This is a genomic window from Pseudomonas sp. NPDC087626 (assembly GCF_044743405.1).
Lineage (GTDB): Bacteria > Pseudomonadota > Gammaproteobacteria > Pseudomonadales > Pseudomonadaceae > Aquipseudomonas.
The window spans coordinates 63,812-81,135 of sequence record NZ_JBIUWJ010000019.1 but is presented as its reverse complement, the minus strand read 5'-3'; the positions used below and the strand labels follow the sequence as shown (position 1 = coordinate 81,135).

General features: G+C 61.7%; 14 protein-coding genes. 4 read left to right on the top strand and 10 right to left on the bottom strand.

Annotated elements, in window-relative coordinates; genetic code table 11:
* Positions 1-223 precede the first annotated feature (223 nt).
* Entirely contained in the window at positions 224-1,366 is a 1,143-nt protein-coding gene (locus tag ACIOVD_RS17280) for a hypothetical protein (protein WP_401129249.1), read from the top strand.
* 1,045 nt (positions 1,367-2,411) lie between these two features.
* Here ACIOVD_RS17280 and ACIOVD_RS17275 read toward each other — a convergent pair.
* The 7 genes from ACIOVD_RS17275 to ACIOVD_RS17245 form a co-directional block, all read right to left on the bottom strand.
* A complete protein-coding gene (locus ACIOVD_RS17275) occupies positions 2,412-2,750 on the bottom strand; it encodes a response regulator transcription factor (protein WP_401129272.1) in 339 nt (112 codons plus the stop codon).
* A 190-nt stretch (positions 2,751-2,940) separates the two neighbouring features.
* Positions 2,941-3,225, bottom strand: coding sequence for a response regulator transcription factor (locus tag ACIOVD_RS17270; protein ID WP_095168415.1), 285 nt, complete (start codon positions 3,223-3,225; stop codon positions 2,941-2,943).
* Positions 3,226-3,570: 345 nt separating this feature from the next.
* Entirely contained in the window at positions 3,571-4,563 is a 993-nt protein-coding gene (locus ACIOVD_RS17265) for a 2-hydroxyacid dehydrogenase (protein WP_401129247.1), read from the bottom strand.
* Between the two features lie 20 nt (positions 4,564-4,583).
* On the bottom strand, positions 4,584-5,885 hold the full coding sequence (locus tag ACIOVD_RS17260; protein WP_401129245.1) for an MFS transporter: 1,302 nt from the start codon (positions 5,883-5,885) through the stop codon (positions 4,584-4,586).
* A gap of 114 nt (positions 5,886-5,999) precedes the next feature.
* Positions 6,000-6,986, bottom strand: coding sequence for a sugar kinase (locus ACIOVD_RS17255; RefSeq protein ID WP_401129243.1), 987 nt, complete (start codon positions 6,984-6,986; stop codon positions 6,000-6,002).
* On the bottom strand, positions 6,979-7,761 hold the full coding sequence (locus ACIOVD_RS17250; protein ID WP_401129241.1) for a sugar phosphate isomerase/epimerase family protein: 783 nt from the start codon (positions 7,759-7,761) through the stop codon (positions 6,979-6,981). The genes ACIOVD_RS17255 and ACIOVD_RS17250 overlap by 8 nt, the downstream gene beginning before the upstream one ends.
* A 106-nt stretch (positions 7,762-7,867) precedes the next feature.
* The gene (locus tag ACIOVD_RS17245; protein ID WP_095168406.1) at positions 7,868-8,905 is read right to left on the bottom strand and encodes a LacI family DNA-binding transcriptional regulator; all 1,038 of its coding nucleotides are present in this window, start codon (positions 8,903-8,905) and stop codon (positions 7,868-7,870) included.
* Between the two features lie 257 nt (positions 8,906-9,162).
* On the opposite strand from ACIOVD_RS17245, the gene ACIOVD_RS17240 reads away from it, so the two are divergent.
* Entirely contained in the window at positions 9,163-9,984 is an 822-nt protein-coding gene (locus ACIOVD_RS17240) for a fibronectin type III domain-containing protein (RefSeq protein ID WP_095168405.1), read from the top strand.
* On the opposite strand, the gene ACIOVD_RS17235 is transcribed toward ACIOVD_RS17240, so the two are convergent.
* The 3 genes from ACIOVD_RS17235 to ACIOVD_RS17225 all read right to left on the bottom strand — a co-directional run bounded on the left by ACIOVD_RS17235 (position 9,981) and on the right by ACIOVD_RS17225 (position 15,021).
* On the bottom strand, positions 9,981-10,625 hold the full coding sequence (locus ACIOVD_RS17235) for a DUF1345 domain-containing protein (protein WP_095168403.1): 645 nt from the start codon (positions 10,623-10,625) through the stop codon (positions 9,981-9,983). The genes ACIOVD_RS17240 and ACIOVD_RS17235 overlap by 4 nt on opposite strands.
* A 123-nt stretch (positions 10,626-10,748) precedes the next feature.
* Complete coding sequence (locus tag ACIOVD_RS17230; RefSeq protein ID WP_401129238.1) at positions 10,749-13,847, bottom strand: multidrug efflux RND transporter permease subunit; 3,099 nt, start codon at positions 13,845-13,847, stop codon at positions 10,749-10,751.
* 16 nt (positions 13,848-13,863) lie between these two features.
* Positions 13,864-15,021, bottom strand: coding sequence for an efflux RND transporter periplasmic adaptor subunit (locus ACIOVD_RS17225; protein ID WP_401129236.1), 1,158 nt, complete (start codon positions 15,019-15,021; stop codon positions 13,864-13,866).
* Between the two features lie 262 nt (positions 15,022-15,283).
* Between ACIOVD_RS17225 and ACIOVD_RS17220 the strand changes: the two genes are divergently transcribed.
* Both ACIOVD_RS17220 and ACIOVD_RS17215 read left to right on the top strand, forming a co-directional pair.
* Positions 15,284-15,985, top strand: coding sequence for a response regulator transcription factor (locus ACIOVD_RS17220; protein WP_095168397.1), 702 nt, complete (start codon positions 15,284-15,286; stop codon positions 15,983-15,985).
* 4 nt (positions 15,986-15,989) lie between these two features.
* Complete coding sequence (locus tag ACIOVD_RS17215; RefSeq protein ID WP_401129233.1) at positions 15,990-17,291, top strand: ATP-binding protein; 1,302 nt, start codon at positions 15,990-15,992, stop codon at positions 17,289-17,291.
* The last annotated feature ends 33 nt before the right edge of the window (positions 17,292-17,324 follow it).

Below are 17,324 nucleotides of genomic sequence, written 5' to 3'. Positions count from 1 at the left end.
GGCATCAGCCTGTGCCCCTCTGGTTTGATTGTGTGTCCGAGCGCAGTCAAGCCTTAGGGGAGGGTGACAGGTTCGTTTGCATTTTTATCCTGCCTACCTGTCAACTCTGACAGTATCAGACGGCGTCAAACTGTCGTCTAATCCCGGTTTATATAGTTCATGTGAAGTAGGCCCTGCCGGGTAGGCATTGTGTCCCTTCGCGTCTATGTAAGGGAGAGCGACAATGTCCGGATCCAGATCTGATGCAGAGGAAAAACTTGGCGCCCCCAGCGTGCCGGATGCGCTTCCAGACATAGAGGGCGGGGAAAAGAATCTTGTTCCCGTTGATCCTGGGCGTCAGCACCTGAAGGTCACTTTCCCTCTCTGGAAAAATTCCTTGCCCTCGATTGCGTTTCCGGAAAGCGTACGGATGTTTCTGGACGGTGCTGAAGTTGCATACAAAGTGTGGACCGCAGGGCCTATCGAAAGCAGTGATTTGTTCGTCGAGATTCCTCTCGACAAAGTGCTGAATGTTCATGGTTTGCGGGTTTTGCATTACGAGGCGCTGAACTGGTCCGGGGATCCAGATAATCCGGACCCGTCGGACACCGAGATTATTACCGTCGACATTCGTGCGCCGTTGTTGGCCAGCCCAGACAGTAGGTTGAGCATGCCGAGTGCTGTTCTCCCGCCCAATCAACTCACGGCCTATTACCTTGATCGTAACGAGGATCGACTCCGGGTCACTGTCCCGGTTTTCGCGACGCCAGCGCCAGGGGATCGTATTGTCTGGTATTGGGGGCGCAGTCCCGGGGATCTGGACGAGGGTGGTTTTCTCGAACTGGACGAGCAAAACTACACCGACCTGCTAGTGCTCAGTATTCCTGGCGAGTTGATTCGCGGGCGTGGGGATGGCTTGCGCTCTGTGAGTTACCGGGTATTGGATCGTGCGGGTAATCCAAGTGCATATTCCGACTATGTCGAACTGGATGTCGCCGCAACACCGATTCCGCGTTCATTGCCCTGGCCTTCAACTGACAAGGCAACGGGGGCGGGTGAGCAACAGGTACTGGACCCCTTGCAGGCAAGTTCCGGAGTCGTTGTCGAGATTCCGCAAGCTGCGGTTATCTACCCACCAGAGCGGGCTTGGGTGCAATGGGGGGAGCCCGGCCAGGTGGGTGCGCATCGGGTTGACCCGGCGACGGGGGTGTACACCATCGACCCCATGGGGTTGCACAAGTTTGCCATTGTCATCGCCCACATTCCCCCGCTCAGACCCGGTCGACCCTCGGATGACGGTTTTATCCTCTTGCCGATACCGCTGGTGAGTGTGTCAGAGGCTATGCAGATGTTAAGCGCGGATGACGAGCCGGTCTTCGCTCACTAACAGTTGGGAGTTCCATCATGTCAGGTCATTCTCTGGAAAGTTTGTTGCAACGTATGAGAGGAGGGTCAGTGGTCCTTGGCTGGGGGGCGGTGGCGGCATTCGGCCGCACCCAACTCAATCGGCTGCTCGAAGAGCAGTACCTTTCCTGGTTGAACGAGTCTCGCTTCATACCACCAATGAGCGGTCTGTTGTACGTGACCCCGGATCAAACCGAATCCGTGGAGCTGGATTCGCTGTTACTGGGCAAGCCGGTGCTGTCGTTTGCTTCGGCATCGCTGGATAGGTCCATGGTCACCTTGACCATGAACCTGGTGGGCGGAACCTACACCGCCATGAGTTATCCGGTGACCGGGGTGCCCCATTTATTGTCCAGCTTCAGCATTGCCGAAGACATGGGCTTCAAGGTCGAGATGCAGATTGACCTGACTTCGGTTGAAGGCGAAGTCGATAAGCGCGGCAGGGTGACGCTTGACCTGGCCAGCGACCCAAATCTGAAATGCAATCTGGGTAGCCTGCCTGGGGTCCAGAAGAAGGTCGCGGAATTCATTCAAACCTACCTGGCCGCACTGCCAGATGACCGACGGCTATTCGAACTGGGTCTGTTTGACTTCAGTGGTTACAACCCCCTGAGTCCAACAGGTTTCTACATCAGGACGCAAAAAGCGCCAGGCTCTGGCGAGCCAGGTGCGAGCAATCAGGGCGATGGCGCTGTACTGGTGTTCATCCGGGTGAAAGCCCGTGATGAGAATGGGCAGGGTCTGCCGACTGAGGGCAGTAATTTTCCCTATCTGATTCCGGACGACAAGGCTGCGGGCCAGGCTCTCTACTCAGCGTCACTGGTGGTGAACAAACAGTGGGTTGAGCTGGTCGATGAGACACAACTGGATGTGCTCAAGAACCTGCTGTTTCCGGGTGAAAACATTTTTCTCGAGACTACGGGAGGGCGGCATGTTCCCTCGGACATGCTGGTGTTGGGCAACATCAAGCCAGCAGCCGATCATGTCGCGATCGAGCCAGCGTTCGTCAGTATCAGGGGCGGCAGGACTCAGAGATGGCGACGCCCCCTGGCCACGCTCTGTACCGCGTGCCTGAGTTCACTCAACGGGCTACGTTTATCGAACAGTGCGCAGGCGCCCTGGTTGAGCAACGCCTGCAACAGGGACGGATTGCGCAGCATGGTCATGACGACCAAGCGCACATGGCCGAAGTGGCGTCTCACATAACCCATCAACGCCAGGCCATCGGGGAAGTCCCCGTAGGGCATCGCATAGTCGCTGATCAGGATGTCACAGGGGATGCGTTGCAGGCGGTCAATCAGCTCATCGGCGCTGTTGGCCTGGGCGACAACCGCGAACCCCTGGCTGGGGGGCTGGCACAGGGCCATTTCAGCGCCCATTAGCACCACGGGATGGTCGTCGGCGAGAATGATGCGTGCTGTGTTCAGCGTTCGGTGTACAGCTGTTTCAGGCATCTCGCCGCAGTGTTTCGGGGCAGTTGGGGACAACGATTGCGCAGGGTTCATGCGGTGTCTCGACAGGGGCCAACGGCGCGCCGTACACCGCAGTCAGCCAGGTTCAAGACAGTTGAATCAAACCTTGCTCCAGTGCCTTGAACACGGCGGTCCAGCGTGAACTCACGCCGAATTTCCGGCGGATATTGCCAAAGTGATAATTCACCCCGGATTCGCTGCAATTGACGATCTGGCCGATTTCCCAGGACGACTTGCCTCTGGCACTCCATAGCAGCACTTCTTTTTCTCGGTTGGTCAGCGTGATACCCAACGGCTGTCCGGTTGCTTGCCGCTCAAGCCCGGGCTGGAGGTTGCGAGCGCGAATGGCGATTGGGGCTGAATGGTTCATGACAGGCACTCCCATTTATCAATCAATGAGGTGGGCGAAGGATCCTTCCTGAATCTGGGCGTGGTTCCTGCGTCCTGCTGACAGACGCCGCTCAGGGCGCTGTAGGTTCGGCTCAGTTATAACGCGGATCCAACGCCTTGAAACCTGTAAGAACTAACAGGTGCTGCACCTTAATGCAGGGGAGTGAGAAATTTCTGTCTGTTGTTTCTCAAAATTGTGTAGGTGGATTCTCTGGTTTGGTCCGATTCTAGGCCCTCGCGAGCCCTTGTACGGGGCAGACCCTTGCGGATCTGCCGTTCATCACATTTTCAACGCTTGGAGCGATCGGTCGAAGCGCGCCCGATCTCAGACCCTTTCCAGCCTCTGGCGCCATACCACCTCGTTCACCAGATTCGCTGGCCGCTCACCCACCAGCGCCGTCAGCAGGTTGTCCACCGCACATCGCGCCATCGCTTCACGCGTTTCATGGGTGGCCGAGCCGATATGTGGGGTCGCCACCACATTGTCCAAATGCAGTAACGGTGAATCGTGCTGCAGCGGTTCCCGCTCGAATACATCCAGACCGGCGGCGCGAATCTGCCGCTGCTGCAGGGCTGCGATCATGGCGTTTTCGTCGACCACCTTGCCCCGGGAAATATTGATGAAAATACTCTCGGGGCGCATCAGGGCAAACTCTTCGGCACCGATCAGGCCTTGGGTCTGGGCGGTCAGGGGCAGGGTCAGGCAGATGAAGTCGGCTTGCTGCAACAGCTGAGGCAGGCTGCGGTACTGGGCATTGAAGCGTTTCTCCACTGCCGGTTTCGGGTTGTTGCTGTGATAAATGACCGGCATGCCAAAGCCGAAATGCCCACGCTGCGCCAGCGCCTCGCCGATCCGCCCCATGCCGATGATGCCCAGGGTCTTGCCGTGCACGTCGCTGCCAAAATGCAGCGGCCCGATGTTGTGGTTCCATTGTCCGCCGCGGACCAGATTGGCGAGTTCCACCACCCGCCGCGCCGTGGCCAGGATCAGCGCGAAACCGGTATCGGCGGTGGTTTCGGTTAAAACGTCCGGGGTGTTGCTGAGCAGGATATTGCGGCCGCTCAGGTAGTCGATGTCGTAGTTGTCGACTCCCACCGAGACACTGGAGACGGCTTCCAGTCGGGGTGCCAGGTCCAGCAGTTCGGCGTCCAGGCGCAGGCTGGCGCCCAACAGGCCGTGGGCACTCGGCAGGGCTGCGCGCAGGCACTGCAGGCCGTCGCTGTCGAGCGTGTCGATCAGGGTCACCTGTGCCCGTTCCTGCAAGCGGGTCATCAGCGCGGGCGACAGTTTTTTGTAGAGCACGATGTGCTTGTTCATGGGTTTACCTTCCATTCAATTCAGGAGTGGGTCGCCAGCAGCGGTTGGTTCGCGGTCTGCTTGGATGGCGCGCGGTCGCTCGCGCCGGGCTTGAGGCAGAGGGTCAACAGCACCGACAGCAGCAACGCACCGCTCATCAACAGGTACGAAGCGCCGGGCGAGCCAGTGGAGCTGTTCAGGTAGCCGACCAGATAAGAGCCGCCGAACGAACCCAGCGCGCCCATGCTGTTGATCAACGCCATGGCACCACCAGCGACGTTGGCCGGGAGGATTTCCGGGACGATGGCGAAAAAGGGTCCGTAGGGCGCGTACATGCACGCGCCGGCAATCACCAGCAAGGTGTAGGACCACCAGAAGTGTTCGGCGCCAAGGGCATAGGAGCCGTAGAACGCCACCGAGGCAATCAGCAGCGGTGGCCAGACGAAACGTTTGCGCTTTTGCAGTTTGTCCGAGCCCCAGGACACCAGCAGCATGCCGATAACGGCCGCCAGATACGGCAGCGCCGACAACCAGCCGGCCTCGATCATGTCCATCTGCGCGCCGGCCTTGAGGATCGACGGCAACCACAATACGAAGCCGTAGACCCCAATGCTCCAGCAAAAGAACTGCAGGGCGAGGATGATGACTTTTGGCGAACGGAAGGCTTCGGCGTAGTTCTTCACCGCCTTGATGCCCACCTGTTCGGCGGCCAGGGCGCTTTCCAGGTCGTGTTTCTCCTGGTCGTTGAGCCACTTGGCCTGGGACGGACGATCATCGGCCAGGCGCCACCAGATAAACGCCCAGAGCACCGCCGGCAGGCCTTCGATGATGAACATCCAGCGCCAGCTGTAGTGCTGCACCAGGTAACCGGAGACCACCGACATCCAGAGCATGGTCACCGGGTTGCCGAGGATCAGGAAGGTGTTGGCGCGCGAGCGTTCGGCGCGGGTGAACCAGTGGCACAGGTACACCAGCATCGCTGGCATCACGGCGGCCTCGACCACCCCGAGCATGAAGCGGATGACGATCAGCCAGTAGGCGTTGGAGACGACCCCGGTCAAGGTCGCCAGGCTGCCCCAGAGGATCAGGCTGACGAAAATCAGCTTTTTCACGCTGTTTTTCTGCGCGTAGATCGCGCCGGGGATCTGGAAGAAAAAGTAACCGAGGAAGAACAGGGCGCCGAGCAACGACGACAACCCCGGGGTGATCATCAGGTCGGCAGCCATTCCGGAGGCGGCGGCGAAGCCATAGTTGGCGCGGTCCAGATACGCCAGGCTATAGGTGATGAACACGATGGGCATGATGTACCACCAGCGGCGGGTGGCGAGTTTGGGCGTTTGCATGGCAGTGCTCCTGAGCTTGTTGTTTTTGTCGCAGCAGGTATCGGAATCTTCAGTGATCGGGTTGGCCTCATCGCGAGCAAGCGGAGCGCCGCCCGGCTCGCTCCCACAGGGGAATTACATTGGAATACGATCCAGTGTGGGAGCGAGCCTGCTCGCGATGGCGGCCTCAAATTCAGCAGACATCTCAAGCCGGGTCGGCAAACCCTCCATGTCGCCACGGCTCTGCACCGCGCGGCTACCAATCCAGTTGGCGCGTCGCACCGCGTCGTTGACGCTGTGGCATTCGAGCAATGCGCTGATCAGGCCGACGGCAAAACCATCGCCGGCGCCGACGGTATCGACCACCTGCGCCACCGGCACGGCGGCGACAAAGCCCTGGTCCAGCGCCGTGCGGTAGTAGGCACCGTGGGCACCGAGCTTGATCGCCACGACCTGGGCGCCTTGATCCAGGTAGAACGCGGCAATGTCCGCCGGGTCGTCGAAACCAGTCAGCAGGCGGCCTTCGCCCAAGCCCGGCAACACCCAATGGGCGAGGGCGGCGAGGCGGTTGATCTCGGTGATCATCTGCTGCTCGCTGGCCCACAGCGCCGGGCGCAGGTTGGGGTCGAACGACACGGTGCGGCCGGCGGCGCGCATTTGCGTCATCAGTTGCAAAGACAGCTCGCGAGCCGTGGCCGACAGCGCAGGCGGAATGCCGGTGGCATGCAGGTGCCGGGCTTGCAGCAACTGCGGCTGGATCGCCTGGGTCGACAGATGACTGGCGGCCGAACCCCGACGGAAGTACTCCACCTGGGGATCGGCGCCGGCTTCCTCGCGGGACTTGAATTGAAAACCGGTTGGGTGCAACGGATCGACCTCGACCGAGGAGCAGTCCAGGCCTTCACGTTGCAAAGCGTCGAGGACAAAGCGCCCCAGGGAGTCGGCGCCGACCCTGCTCAGCCAGGCCACCTTGAAGCCCAATCGCGACAGACCGATGGCGACATTGCTGTCGGCCCCGGCAATGCGTTTGTGAAAGTTCGCGACCTGCGCCAGATCACCGGTTTGCTCGGCGACCAGCATGGCCATGGTTTCGCCAAACGACAGGATATCGACTTCAGACATGGGCGTGCTCCAGGCGTGGTTGGCCCAGGCGGGCGAGGACGGCCACGTGTTCGGTGGTCAGTTGCTGCAGGTCATCGGCCTGCAATGGGTATTCCGCGGCACGCGAGATGCCCGGTGCCATGTGCCGTAGCATCTGTTCCCACTGCAGCAGGTCGTCGGCGGCCGGCGGGATCGCCACCAGCTTGCTGTCGGCGCGGCGGGTCACCGCCTTGCAATGCACGTAGGCGACATGCCGGCCCAACAGGCGCGCAGCGGTGGTGGCGCTCTGGTCCTGCCATGACCAGTTGCCGATATCGAAGGTCATCCGCACCGGCAACGCATGTTGCTCCACCTGCGCGAAAAAGCGCTGGAACGGCTCGATGCGTCCGCCGTGCAGGGTCTGGTCGTTTTCCACCAGCAACTGCACCGGATGCTCGGCCAGGCACGCGGCCAGGCTGTGCAGGTCGTTGTTGTCGGTGAAGTAACCCAGCGACACCTTGAGCCACCGGGCACCGAAGCTCGCGGCGCGCTTGAGGGTCGCCGCCAGCAATGGGTTGGGCTGCGAGCGACCGGCCACCCACAATTCCAGCGGCGAGGAAAACACCGCCTCAAGCCCCTGTTGTTCGATGGCGTGGGCCAGTTCCCGCGGGTCCTCGCTGGTCAGCAATTCTTCGCGCCACTCGATTCGCTGGGCCCCGGCCTTGGCCAGGATCTCGACGAATGCCAGTTGGCCAACCTGGCGAACCAGGTCGGCGCCGTAGCTGGACAAGCTGATGGAAACAGGTGATTTTCTCATTGTTATTGACCTCTGAAACCGGTTTCATTTTTGTTCATAAAAATCTGCACACATCTGTAGCAACTGCGCAGGCTGCGTTTGGTTGCCTAGCAAGTGCCTGTGCGGATTAGCCGTTAGTGCTGGAGGATCGTGGGTGCGTCGACCCGCGCACAATCAATTGCGCCGGGTAATCCAGGGTTCGCACGGGCCCGTCGTCGCCGCGCAAGCGCTTGAGCAGGCAGTCGAACGCACTGGCGCCAATGGCTTCGGTCGGCTGGGCGAGGGCGGTGATGCCGCTGCCCACCAGCGGGTACCAGTCCAGATCATCGAGGGCGATCAGGCCGACGTCGGCGAACAAGTCGCACCTAAGTTCACGCAGCGCACGGGTTGCCGCCAGGGCGGCAATGCCGTTGGCACAGAACAGGGCTTTAGGCACATCGGGGGCGTCAGAGAGGAAGGCCTGGATACGTGCAGTCAGCTCGCTGCCGGTCTCCACCACCGCCCCCGACAAGGCCGGGCGTTGGGCGATTTGCGCGGTGAAGCTGCTGACCCGCTCGATCCGCGAACTGGTGCCGTCATAGGGCTCGCTGACCAGCAGCACCTGGCGATAACCCTGCTCCTGCAGATGGCTCAGGGCGGTGTGGACGGCAGCGGGGTTGTCCAGGCCGACCAGGTCGCTGTGCAGGTGCTCGACCTTGCGATCCACCAGTACCATGGGCATTTCCCGGTGCAGCTCACGCAGTTGTTCTGGATGATGGCCGAGGGTATTCACGATCAGGCCTTCGATGTTGTACGAGCGCAACGCTGCCAGGTGCTGGCTTTCCTGCTCGTCATCGCGGTCGGTGTTGCACACCACCAGGCTGTAGCCGTGCTGGCGGCAGGCGGTCTCCACGCCATGCATCACGGCAATCGAATAGGGGTTGCGGATATCGGCCACCAGCATGCCGATCAGGCGGGTGCGCCCGCGTTTCAGACCACGGGCCATCTGATTCGGGCGATAACCCAGCTCGTCGATCGCCTGTGCGATGCGCAAGGCGATGGCATCTGACAGCAGAGCGCGGTCCTCGCCGATAAAACGCGACACGCTGGCTTTGGACACCCCGGCACGTTCGGCGACATCGAGCATGGTCACGCGGCTGCGTTGGGCGGCGGAAAAACTGTTCACGGCGACGACCTTATTTTTGGAATTATCGGCAGCAGCGTAGGTTAACTATCGCTGAAACCGGTTTCAGAAGATACCAAAAGCCCTTGGGCCGTCAAGCTCGAAAATGCCCGTATCGAAAAAAGTTGATCAAGCGCGTGCGCCATCGTCCGGATCACGACGTGGGCACAAAGGCAACTGGCAGATCTGTCAGGTGCGCGACAGGTTGGTTTCGCCTGACACTGTGTGACACAAGGTTAACGTGCGCAGGAGCTTCAATCATGATTTGCAGTCCCGGTGGAATTCGAGGAGAAAGAACCAGCGCGACAACCGCGCTCCTGACGTGGGATGAGCCCTACACCCGGTGCGTCTATTGCCCGTATAACGCCTCGGGTTATGAGGTCATGGCCGAGGGGATTGCCACCATTACCGTGAGCCGACCACCGTGTGTCATCAACGGATTGAACCCTAATCAGGAGTACTTTTTTTATCTCTATGCCAAGGCGACGGGCAACATCCGCTCCAACCCGAGTCGGGCTCGCATAGGGCGGTATGTGCCGGATCGGATGCCACCGAGCAAGCCAACGGGCTTACGCACTGACAGTGTGGTTGGCAATAGAGTCAACCTGGCGTGGGTGGCGTCGGTCGACAATGGTGGGGTGGTTGGGTATCAGATTTTCTGCGACGGGAAACTTGTCGGCAATACAGATAGTATTCGTTATTCGGTCGCCGATCTGAATGATGCGACGACTTATATTTTCATGGTGCGGGCGCAGGATCCCGATGGAAACCATGCCGATTCCGACCCCTTGATGGTATCAATTCCGGATGTGGGGGGGCCTACGATTCCGGCTAACTTCAGGGGCTACGTCACTCATGACACCATCAGCCTCGCATGGTTTCCCGCTTATGGCGAAGTTCGTATCGAGGGTTATGAAATTTTTGTAGATACGGTGTACCGGGTTACAACCGCCAATACCTACCGAAACATTGAAGGGTTAAGTCCCGGCACGACTTACAGTTTTTCGGTGCGTGCAGTGAACACTCTGGGCAAGCGTTCGGGCTCGACCACCATACAGGCGACGACGACTGCTGTGCGTTAGCTACCGACCAACCCCGCCGCAATATTGATCGAAAAGCCCAGTATTGCGGTGTTGAACACAAAGCCGATCAGTGATTGTGCCAGCACGATCTTGCGAATGTCCCGGGTGGCCACGCCGACATCGGCGGTTTGTACTGCGACGCCGATGGTGAAGGAGAAGTACAGGAAGTCCCAGTAGTCGGGGTGCTTCAGGCCCTCGGCGAAGCGCAGCGCCGGTTCCTTGCCATCCCAGGTGTAGAACAGTCGCGCGTAGTGCACGCTGAAAATCATCCCGATCAGTAGCCAGGAACCGATCACCGTCACCCCGGTAAAACCGTAGCGCACAAGCTTTTGCGAGGTGCCGAGATCGCCGGTGCCTGCCAGCTCGACAGTGATCGCGACCAGGCTGGCGATGGCGGCAATGCTGACGATGAACAGCACCAGCCCGGCGTTTTCATCCTCGACCTCAGCGATACGCTTGACCTGATCGGCGCGCGAACGGACGGTGAGCCACAGCATCAGGGCCAGGTAGGTCCAGACGCCGGCATTCCAGCCAATGAGGATTTTGCTGACGAGTGAGTCGGCGGGCGCCAGAATACCTGCCGCGACGCCAATCAGGGTGGCAGCGGTGAGGCGTGGGTGAGTGCGGACGAGGTGGGGCATGGGGGCTCACTGCAATGGGACTTCAAAGAACCATAGCGCAGCGCAGTCTAGTGTGGCCACATCGGTGAGCCTGATGAGGTCCGGTGTGGGAGCTGGCCGACCAGCTCCCACCAGTGACGTTGGTCAGATGTCCTTGTGACGCTTGCGTACCAGCTTCATCACCACCACAAAAAACACCGGCACAAACACCACGGCCAGGGTCGCGGTGATCATCCCGCCGATGACCCCGGTGCCAATGGCTTGCTGGCTCGCCGAGCTGGCGCCGGTGGCGATCGCCAACGGCACCACGCCGAGGATGAACGCCAGCGAGGTCATGATGATCGGCCGCAGGCGCAGGCGCGCGGCTTGCAGGGTGGCGTCGAGCAGGTCGTGGCCGTCGTCGTACAGGCTCTTGGCGAACTCGATGATCAGGATCGCGTTCTTCGCCGACAGGCCGATGATGGTGATCAGTCCTACCTTGAAGAACACGTCGTTGGGCATGCCGCGCAAGGTCACCGCCAGTACCGCACCGAGTACTCCCAGCGGCACCACCAGCAATACCGAGGTCGGGATCGACCAGCTTTCGTACAGCGCCGCCAGGCACAGGAACACGATCAGCAACGACAAACCGAGCAGGATCGGCGCCTGGCTGCCCGACAAGCGTTCCTGCAATGACAGCCCCGTCCATTCCTGGCCCAACCCCGCTGGCCCCTGGGCCACCAGGCGCTCGATTTCCGCCATGGCTTGTCCGGTGCTGTAGCCAGGGGCCGGCTCACCGGAAATGCTCACGGCCGGGTAGCCGTTGTAGCGGGTCAACTGGGTCGGCCCCTGGGTCCATTCGGCTCGGGTGAAGGCCGACAGCGGGACCATATTCGCGTTGCTGTTGCGCACATGGATCTTCAGCAGGTCTTCGACCTGGCTGCGTTGATCACCCTCGGCCTGCACCACCACCCGCTGCATCCGTCCCTGGTTGGGGAAGTCGTTGATGTAGCTGGAGCCGACCGCGGTGGACAATACGCTGCCGATGTCGGCAAACGACACGCCCAAGGCATTGGCCTGCTTGCGGTCGACGATCAATTGCACTTGCGGCGCTTCAGCCAGGGCGCTTTCGCGCACATTGGCCAGGATCGGACTTTTTTCAGCGGCGTCCAGCAAGGCCGTACGCGCCTGCATCAACGCGCTGTGCCCCAGGCCGCCACGGTCTTGCAGGCGGAACTCAAACCCGCTGGAAGTGCCCAGGCCATCGACTGGCGGCGGCAGCACCGAGTAGGCAACCGCGTCCTTGATCTGGCTGAAGGCGATATTGGCGCGGTCGGCAATCGAGGCCGCCGAGTCATCGCTGCCGCGCTGCGACCAATCCTTGAGGGTAGTGAAGGCCAGCGCCGCATTCTGCCCACTGCCGGAGAAGCTGAAGCCGAGAATCACCGTACTGTCGCCGATTCCCGCTTCGCTGGCGTTGTGCGCCTCGATCTGTTGCGCCACCTGCACCGTGCGGTTCTTGCTGGCGCCCGGCGGCAGTTGAATGTCGGTGATGGTGTAGCCCTGGTCTTCGGTCGGCAGGAACGAGGAGGGCAGGCGACTGAACAGCACGCCGAGCGCCACCAGCAACACGCCGTAGATCAGCAGGTAGCGGCCGCTGCGTTTCAGCGCATAGGCCACCCAGCCTTGGTAGCGATCCGTGAACTGCTCGAAACGTCGGTTGAACCAGCCGAAGAATCCGCTCCTGGCATGCAGCTCGCCCTTGGCCACCGGCTTGAGCAGGGTCGCGCAGAGCGCCGGGGTCAGGGTCAGCGCGAGGAACGCCGAGAACAGGATCGAGGTGGCCATCGACAGCGAGAACTGCTGGTAGATCACCCCCACCGAACCTTGCATGAACGCCATCGGGATAAACACCGCCACCAGCACCAGGGTGATGCCGATGATTGCCCCGGTGATCTGGGTCATGGCCTTGCGGGTCGCTTCCTTGGGCGACAGGCCTTCTTCGGCCATGATCCGCTCGACGTTCTCCACCACCACGATGGCGTCGTCCACCAGGATGCCGATGGCCAGCACCATGCCGAACATGGTCAGCACGTTGATCGAAAAGCCCAGCGCCAGCATGGTCGCGAAGGTGCCCATCAGCGCCACCGGCACCACCAGGGTCGGGATCAGCGTGTAGCGGATGTTCTGCAGGAACAGGTACATCACCGCGAACACCAGCAGCATTGCCTCGCCCAGGGTGTAGACCACCTTGGTAATCGAGACTTTGACGAAGGGCGAGGTGTCGTAGGGGATCTTGTATTCGACGCCAGCCGGGAAGTAGCGGGCCAGTTCGTCCATCTTCTCGCGCACCAGGGTGGCGGTGTTCAGCGCGTTGGCGCCAGGTGCCAGCTGCACGGCGACCGCGGTGGACGGCTTGCCGTTGAGGCGGGTGCCGAACTGGTATTCCTGGCTGCCGATCTCGACCCGCGCCACATCGCCGATGCGCACGATGGAGCCGTCGGGGTTGGCCTTGAGCACGATGTCGGCGAACTCTTCGGGCGTCGACAATTGCCCCTTGACCAGCACGGTGGCGGTGATTTCCTGGCTGTTGTGGGTCGGCAAATCACCGATGCTGCCAGCGGAAACCTGGGCGTTCTGCGCGACGATCGCGGCGTTGACGTCGGCCGGGGTCAGGTTGAAGCCAATCAGTTTCTGCGGGTCGATCCAGATCCGCATCGCCCGTTCAGCGCCGTACAACGAAGCCTTGCCGACCCCATCCAGGCGCTTGATCTCGTTCATCACGTTGCGCGCCAGGTAATCGCTGAGCGCCACTTCATCGAGCTTGCCGTCGCTGGAAGTCAAGGTGATCATCAGCAGGAAGCCGGAAGACACTTTCTCCACCGACAAGCCCTGCTGGATCACTGCTTGCGGCAGGCGCGACTCCACCACTTTGAGGCGGTTCTGCACATCGACCTGGGCCAGCTCCGGGTTGGTGCCCGGCTTGAAGGTGGCCGTGATGGTGGCCGAAGCGAGGCTGCTCTGGGATTCGAAATACAGCAGATGGTCGGCGCCGTTGAGCTCCTCCTCGATCAGGCTGACCACACTTTCATCGACGGTTTGTGCCGAGGCACCCGGGTACGCCGCGTAGATTTCGATCTGTGGCGGCGCCACATCCGGGTACTGGGCCACCGGCAGTTGCGGGATGGCCAGGGCGCCGGCCAACAGGATGAACAGTGCAACCACCCAGGCGAACACCGGGCGGTCAATAAAGAAATGCGGCATAAAATCTGCGTCCTGCCTACTGCCCGGTGACCAGGGCGTGCTCAAGAGGGGTGGCGTCGATGGCTACTTTGTCGCCGGGACGGGCGTGCTGCAGGCCTTCGATGACAATGCGGTCGCCGGGCTTGAGGCCGGCGCTGACGATCCAGCGGTCCTGTTGCACCTGGCCCAGTTGCACGGCTTGCTGGCTGACCCGGTCCTCGCTGTCGAGCAGCAACACCTGGGCAATGCCGGCGCTGTCGCGCTGGATCGCCCGTTGCGGCACGCTGATGCCTTGCTGGTTGACCGCTTGCTCCAGGCGCACGCGAATGAAACTGCCAGGGAGCAGGTCGAGGTCGGGGTTGGGGAACTCGCTGCGCACAATGATCTGGCCGGTGCCGGGGTCGACACTGATTTCCGAGAACAACAGCTTGCCCGGCAACGGATAGTGGCTGCCGTCGTCCTGGATCAACGTGGCCTTGGCCTGGTCCTGGCCAACCTGCTGCATCTGCCCGGCACGGAAGGCGCGGCGCAGCTCGTTGAGCTCGCGGGTCGACTGGGTCAGGTCGGCGTGGATCGGGTCCAGTTGCTGGATCAGCGCCAGGGGCGTGCTTTCGTTCTGTCCGACCAGTGCGCCTTCGGTGACCAGCGCGCGGCCGATGCGCCCGGAAATCGGCGCGGTGACCGTGGCGTAACCCAGGTTCAGCCGGGCACGGGCCACGGCGGCCTGGTTGGCGGCGACGTCGGCATTGGCCTGCAGCGTGGCTGCACGAGCATTGTCGTAATCCTGGGCACTGACGGCCTGGTCCTTGATCAACTGGGCGTAGCGTTTTTCCTGCAGGCGCGCCTGGAACGCATTGGCCTGCGCCTTGCGCAGCGCCGCGTCGGCACTGTCGAGGTCGGCCTTGAACGGCGCCGGGTCGATGCGAAACAACACCTGGCCCCGTTTCACGTCGCTGCCTTCGCGAAAGGCGCGCTGCAGCACTACCCCGGCGACCCGGGCGCGCACTTCGGCGATGCGTGGCGCGGCGATCCGCCCGCTCAGCTCGCTGCTGATCGACAGGGGGCGAGCTTCGATGGTTTCGATGCGCACGCTGGCCAGCGGCGCGGCCTCCTCGACGCTGGAAGACTTGTCACAGGCGCTCAGCATCAATGCCAGTGCTATCAGGCTGAGCGGTGCAAGCAGGTTCTTGGACATGTAAATACCCCAATAATGACCCAGGCATGCTACGGGCAGCCGGCCAGGGTAGCGGTGAAGCTTTGTAGTGGCTGTGTGAAATTGTGTGAAGGTTTTGCTCCTGCATGCGTGAGGGCGTATATCCTTGGTTTCTTTTGTGTCTGTTCAGCCGCTTTCGCGGGCAAGCCCGCTCCCACATGATCTGTGGTGCGCAATCCCCTGTGGGAACGGGCTCGCCCGCGATGGATCCGTCCAGACGCCATCGCTATTTCTGGAAACACCCATGCCCAACATCCTCCTGGTCGAAGACGACTCTGCGCTCTCCGAGCTGATTGCCAGCTACCTCGAACGTAATGGCTATCAGGTCAATGTGATCAGCCGTGGCGATCAGGTGCGTGAACGAGCGCGGGTCAACCCGCCGGACCTGGTGATCCTCGACCTGATGCTGCCCGGGCTCGATGGCCTGCAGGTGTGCCGACTGTTGCGCGCCGATTCGGCGAGCCTGCCGATCCTGATGCTGACCGCCCGTGATGACAGCCACGACCAGGTGCTGGGCCTGGAAATGGGCGCCGACGACTACGTCACCAAACCCTGCGAGCCCCGGGTGTTGCTAGCGCGGGTGCGCACCTTGCTGCGCCGCAGCAGCCTCAACGAACCGCAAAGCGCCAGCGACCGGATCCTCATGGGCAACCTGTGCATCGACCTGTCGGAGCGCACCGTGACCTGGCGCGAGCAGCCGGTGGAGCTGTCCAGCGGCGAGTACAACCTGCTGGTGGTCCTGGCCCGGCATGCCGGGGAAGTGCTGAGCCGTGACCAGATCCTGCAGCGCCTGCGCGGCATCGAGTTCAATGGCACCGACCGCTCGGTGGACGTGGCGATTTCCAAGCTGCGGCGCAAGTTCGACGACCACGCCGGCGAAGCGCGCAAGATCAAGACGGTGTGGGGCAAGGGCTATCTGTTCAGCCGTTCCGAGTGGGAATGCTGACGCCATGCTGCGCATCCTGATCCGCCTGTACCTGATCACCATCGTCACCTTCAGTGCGGCGATCTACCTGGTGCCAGACCTGGTGGTCAAGGTCTTTCACGAGCGCTTTTCCAGCTATAACCTGGACCACTCCCGGGGCGTGCAGAACCTGCTGGTCAAGCAGTTTCAAGGCGTGCCGAGCACTCAATGGCCGGCCCTCGCCGCTGAGTTGGATCAACAATTTAGTCCGTTGCAGATCGCCGTGGTACCGATCAGCGATGAGGGTTTCACTGCCCATGAACGCGAGCGTTTGCAGCGCGGTGAAATGGCCGTGCGCACCGGTGACTGGGGCTGGCGCACGTTGGCCGCGGCGCCATTGAATGAATCGCAGGCGGTCAAGCTGGTGGTGCCGCCGGACCCGCTGGACGTCAGTTTGCTGTACTGGGGCATCAATGTGCTGATCGGTGCGGCGCTGCTCGCCTGCCTGCTGATCTGGTTGCGTCCGCACTGGCGCGATCTGGAGCGCCTGCGCAACACCGCCGAACGTTTCGGCAAAGGTCACCTGGGCGAACGCACGCAGATTGCTGCCAGCTCCAACATCGGCAGCCTGGCCCACGTCTTCGACACCATGGCCGGCGACATCGAGAACTTGCTGAACCAGCAGCGCGACCTGCTCAACGCGGTATCCCATGAGCTGCGCACACCCTTGACCCGCCTGGATTTCGGCCTGGCCCTGGCGCTGTCCGATGACCTGCCGGCCGCCAGCCGCGAGCGCCTGCAAGGCCTGGTGGCGCACATTCGTGAGCTGGACGAGTTGGTCCTCGAGTTGCTGTCCTACAGCCGCCTGCAAAACCCGGCACGTTTGCCGGAGCAGGTCGAGGTGGCACTGGACGAGTTCATCGACAGCATCCTGGGCAGCGTCGACGAAGAGCTGGAGTCGCCGGAAATCGTGATCGACGTGCTGCTGCACGGCCATCTCGAACGCTTCAGCCTCGACCCGCGCCTGACCGCCCGGGCTATCCAGAATTTGCTGCGCAACGCCATGCGCTATTGCGAGAAGCGCATCCAGATTGGTGTGCAAGTGCGGCCCGAAGGCTGCGAGATCTGGGTCGACGATGACGGCATCGGCATCCCCGACGATGAGCGCGAGCGGATTTTCGAACCGTTCTACCGCCTCGACCGCAGCCGCGACCGCGCCACCGGCGGCTTCGGCCTGGGCCTGGCCATCAGCCGCCGGGCCCTGGAAGCCCAGGGCGGCACCCTCACCGTCGAGGCGTCGCCGCTGGGCGGGGCGCGATTCAGGCTGTGGCTGCCCACCCCAGCCTGATTGCGAAGCGGCTACTTAGCCCAATGGCCAACT

Coding starts and splice junctions, on each gene's coding strand:
- ACIOVD_RS17260 (WP_401129245.1), bottom strand. CDS start 5,885: ATGCAAACGCCCAAACTCGCCACCCGCCGCTGGTGGTACATCATGCCC.
- ACIOVD_RS17225 (WP_401129236.1), bottom strand. CDS start 15,021: ATGTCCAAGAACCTGCTTGCACCGCTCAGCCTGATAGCACTGGCATTG.
- ACIOVD_RS17270 (WP_095168415.1), bottom strand. CDS start 3,225: ATGAACCATTCAGCCCCAATCGCCATTCGCGCTCGCAACCTCCAGCCC.
- ACIOVD_RS17255 (WP_401129243.1), bottom strand. CDS start 6,986: ATGTCTGAAGTCGATATCCTGTCGTTTGGCGAAACCATGGCCATGCTG.
- ACIOVD_RS17235 (WP_095168403.1), bottom strand. CDS start 10,625: ATGCCCCACCTCGTCCGCACTCACCCACGCCTCACCGCTGCCACCCTG.
- ACIOVD_RS17215 (WP_401129233.1), top strand. CDS start 15,990: ATGCTGCGCATCCTGATCCGCCTGTACCTGATCACCATCGTCACCTTC.
- ACIOVD_RS17220 (WP_095168397.1), top strand. CDS start 15,284: ATGCCCAACATCCTCCTGGTCGAAGACGACTCTGCGCTCTCCGAGCTG.
- ACIOVD_RS17240 (WP_095168405.1), top strand. CDS start 9,163: ATGATTTGCAGTCCCGGTGGAATTCGAGGAGAAAGAACCAGCGCGACA.
- ACIOVD_RS17275 (WP_401129272.1), bottom strand. CDS start 2,750: ATGGCCCTGTGCCAGCCCCCCAGCCAGGGGTTCGCGGTTGTCGCCCAG.
- ACIOVD_RS17280 (WP_401129249.1), top strand. CDS start 224: ATGTCCGGATCCAGATCTGATGCAGAGGAAAAACTTGGCGCCCCCAGC.
- ACIOVD_RS17250 (WP_401129241.1), bottom strand. CDS start 7,761: ATGAGAAAATCACCTGTTTCCATCAGCTTGTCCAGCTACGGCGCCGAC.
- ACIOVD_RS17230 (WP_401129238.1), bottom strand. CDS start 13,847: ATGCCGCATTTCTTTATTGACCGCCCGGTGTTCGCCTGGGTGGTTGCA.
- ACIOVD_RS17265 (WP_401129247.1), bottom strand. CDS start 4,563: ATGAACAAGCACATCGTGCTCTACAAAAAACTGTCGCCCGCGCTGATG.